Origin of the sequence: Catonella sp., assembly GCF_052169795.1 — a bacterium.
In the GTDB taxonomy this organism is placed as follows: Bacteria; Bacillota; Clostridia; order Lachnospirales; family Lachnospiraceae; genus Catonella.
On the sequence record NZ_JBQNBU010000151.1, the window covers coordinates 1 to 3,207 of the forward strand.

The 3,207-nt window shown below is 36.6% G+C and carries 2 protein-coding genes; one reads left to right on the forward strand and one right to left on the reverse strand.

Annotated features, from left to right (window positions below):
• Nucleotides 1-142 precede the first annotated feature (142 nt).
• A complete protein-coding gene (locus tag ACTTKP_RS11790; protein WP_442554084.1) occupies nt 143-667 on the forward strand; it encodes an Abi family protein in 525 nt (174 codons plus the stop codon).
• 347 nt (nt 668-1,014) lie between these two features.
• On the opposite strand, the gene alaS is transcribed toward ACTTKP_RS11790, so the two are convergent.
• Nucleotides 1,015-3,207: alanine--tRNA ligase (alaS, locus tag ACTTKP_RS11795; RefSeq protein WP_442554085.1), on the reverse strand; the 2,193-nt coding region annotated here is incomplete at its 5' end.

The window sequence follows — 3,207 nt, forward strand, 5'->3', positions numbered from 1 at the left end:
TGTGTTATATAATAATCAGAACAGTCATTGACAAATATAGTAATCAATAATATAATATTAGCAACAGAACCCACCACGCTTAGTTTTACTTATGTAAAAATGCGCAACCCGGTGGGACTTTCTATACTAAGAGGTAATCTAAATGTATCAATATCCGAAAAAATTTTTATCAGTTGAACAATTAATACAAAAACTCATTGACTCAGGAATGATAATAACTTCACCCAGTGAAGCAAGAACAGCATTGACAACAATCGGCTATTATAGGCTAAAAGGTTATAGTTTTCATAAATTTGACTCTTCAATTAAAAAATATGTTAAAAGTACTACCTTTTCTGATGTTTTGAAGCTATATTATTTTGACTCTGAATTATCACATCTCATTTTCAGCTATTTAACCCAAATAGAAATTGCTTTAAGAACTCGTTTGGTTAATTCATTTCAAATTACACAAGATGCATTAATTTTAAATGATCCATCATTTTTCAAAGATAAAAATTTGTATTGGAAAAATTATACCAATATTGCATCTGAAATCAATCGTTCTAACGATATTTTTATAGAACACAATTTTAACAACTATGATGGGGCAATCCCCATTTGGGCAACAGTCGAAATAATGTCTTTTGGCACTATATCAAATTATGCTCTCAATGAAATATCTTAGTCCGACCAAAGAATCTTGGGATAACTTTATTTGTAGTTTTAAACAACTTCTTGGTAAATATTCAGGCATTTATGATGTATGTAGTATGAATTTTCCGGATGATTGGGAAGACCACTTTTAACTATCGACTACTTAAATATCCCCAACATCTGTTTTGACTTTTCTACACTTGTAGCTGCGGTATTATTTAAGAAAATTATATCCGTATTAGCATGCTTAGCTACATTTCCGATGTAATGCCTGTAATCCACTACATATACATATTGAAAAGAAGTCACTATAAAAATACAGAAAAAATTATAGTGACTTCTATTTATATGCATTATTGTAAAATTAAAATTTTCAGGTTAAGCACCTAACTGTTTTTTTACTTCATCAGCAACAGCTTCTACAGCAAGCGTTATCTTCTCAGGAAGCTTACCACCAGCCTGAGCCATATTAGGACGACCACCGCCACCACCACCTACTACAGGTGCAACAGCCTTTATAAGATTACCGGCATGAACTCCTGTCTTTACAGCTCCGTCAGTAGCCATAGCTACAAGGCTTACCTTGCCTTCTTTAGCAGAAGCAAGGAAGATAAGTCCTTCTCCAAGCTTATTCTTAAGTTCATCACCAAGATTTCTAAGCTCATTGCCATCGGTATCAGGTATCTCTACTGATAGAACCTTAACTCCACCTATTTCAACAACCTTATCCATAACATCACCTAAAGCTTCCTTAGCAGCCTTATTCTTAAGTGATTCATTTTCACTTTGAAGAGCCTTAAGTTCTTCCATAAGATGCTTAGCCTTTTCTACAAGCTTATCAGGACTTGCCTTAAGCATTTTAGCAGCTTCAGCAATTGTATTTTCAAGATTTTCATAATACTTGATTACATTATTGCCTGTGATTGCTTCTATTCTTCTGATTCCGGCAGCCACACCGTTTTCAGAAATAATCTTAAACTGACCTATCATTCCTGTGTTCTTTACATGAGTACCGCCACAGAATTCCTTGGAGAACTCTCCCATTCCTACTACACGTACTTCATCGCCATATTTCTCACCAAAAAGTGCCATAGCTCCACTCTTCTTAGCATCCTCCACAGACATAATCTTAGTATCAACAGGAAGAGCTTCAGCTATTTTATCATTTACAAGCTTCTCAACTGCCTTAATTTCCTCAGGAGTCATAGCCTTAAAGTGACTAAAGTCAAATCTTGTTCTTCCTGCATCCTGATAAGAACCTGACTGTTCAACATGAGTGCCAAGCACCTCTCTTAAAGCCTTCTGTAAAAGATGGGTAGCACTGTGGTTTCTACAGGTTGCCATACGGTTTTCTGCATCTACCTTAAGAGTAACCACATCACCGATCTTAAACATACCCTTTATAACCTTACCAATATGGGCTATTTTTGAACCTGCTACAGGTGTAGTATCCTTTACTTCAAATACAGAATCACCAACAGTAATTACACCGATATCTCCAAGCTGTCCACCCTTTGTAGCATAAAATGGAGTTACATCTGTAATTATAGCTCCTGTCATTCCATCAGTAAGAGCCTCTGATATAGCACTTTCTTCTCCATCTTCTTCTGAACCAACACTTACAAGAGCAACTATCTTTCCTTCTGCCTCTGTCTTATCATATCCGATGAACTCAGAATTAATAGCAGGATCAATCTGCTCATATATAGTAGCATCCGCTCCCATATAACTTGTGGTTTTTCTTGCATTTCTGGCAGTATCCTTCTGCACCTTCATAGCCTGTTTAAAGGCTTCCTCATCTATATCCATTCCCTTTTCTTCAAGAATTTCCTTAGTTAAGTCGATAGGGAAACCATAGGTATCGTAAAGCTTAAAGGCATCTTCACCGGACATAGTCTTAATCCCCTTAGCTTCCATTTCCTTCTGTATGCCTTCAAGTATTTCAAGTCCCTGATTTATTGTCTTTTCAAACTTCTCTTCTTCCTGCTCTATTACATTCAGTATAAAATCCTGTTTCTCAGCAAGTTCAGGATAACCGTCTTTACTTCCTGCAATTACCGCTTTAGCAAGTCCTACAAGGAAGGCTCCGTCTATACCGAGTAACTTTCCATGTCTGTCAGCTCTTCTGATTATTCTTCTAAGCACATAGCCTCTTCCTTCATTTGAAGGCATAATTCCATCAGATATCATAAATGTTGCTGAACGGATATGGTCGGTAATTACTCGAATTGAGATATCATTTTTCTCATTATCCTTATATTTTTTACCTGCTATTTCACAAACCTTATTTCTGAGTGCTAAAAGTGTATCTACATCAAAGATGGAATCAACATCCTGTACTGCCACAGCCAGTCTTTCAAGTCCCATACCTGTGTCGATATTCTTCTGCTCAAGGTCTGAATAATTACCCTTACCGTCATTATCAAACTGCGAAAATACAACATTCCATACTTCCATATATCTGTCGCAATCACAACCTACAGTACAACCAGGTTTTCCACAACCATACTTCTCGCCTCTGTCAAAATAAATCTCTGTACAAGGACCACAAGGACCTGAGCCATGCTCCCA